We start from the raw sequence: 339 nt of genomic DNA, 5'->3' as shown, positions 1-339 counted from the left end.
CAGCGCTTAAGGCGATCATCCAGGATCCCAATGCAGAACCTGAAGCGAAGTGGGATGCTCAGCTTCAGCTGCAAAAATTGCCGCGCGATTCTTCTCCGGTTCGTCAGCGTAATCGCTGTCGTCTGACCGGTCGTCCGCACGGTTACTACCGCAAATTCGGCCTTAGCCGGATCAAGCTGCGTGAAGCAGCGATGCGCGGTGACGTTCCAGGTCTGGTTAAAGCCAGCTGGTAATAAGCCAAGAGTTTAGGTAGCGGAGCGATTGCGGCATGAGCATGCAAGATACCCTGGCGGATATGTTTACACGTATCCGTAACGCCCAGATGGCCAAGAAAGTACA

Annotated in this window: 1 protein-coding gene; it reads left to right on the top strand. The window is 54.3% G+C overall.

Going from position 1 to position 339, the window contains the following annotated elements; all coding sequences use genetic code 11:
• The first annotated feature begins 14 nt into the window (after nt 1-14).
• Nucleotides 15-233 carry a 30S ribosomal protein S14 gene (rpsN, locus tag F8C76_RS19450; RefSeq protein WP_439108302.1) on the top strand — a complete coding sequence of 73 codons (219 nt, stop codon included), beginning with the start codon at nt 15-17 and terminating at the stop codon, nt 231-233.
• The last annotated feature ends 106 nt before the right edge of the window (nt 234-339 follow it).

This window comes from Flagellimonas olearia (genome assembly GCF_009184425.1).
GTDB lineage: Bacteria > Bacteroidota > Bacteroidia > Flavobacteriales > Flavobacteriaceae > Flagellimonas > Flagellimonas olearia.
This window is presented reverse-complemented; position numbering and strand designations above follow the sequence as displayed.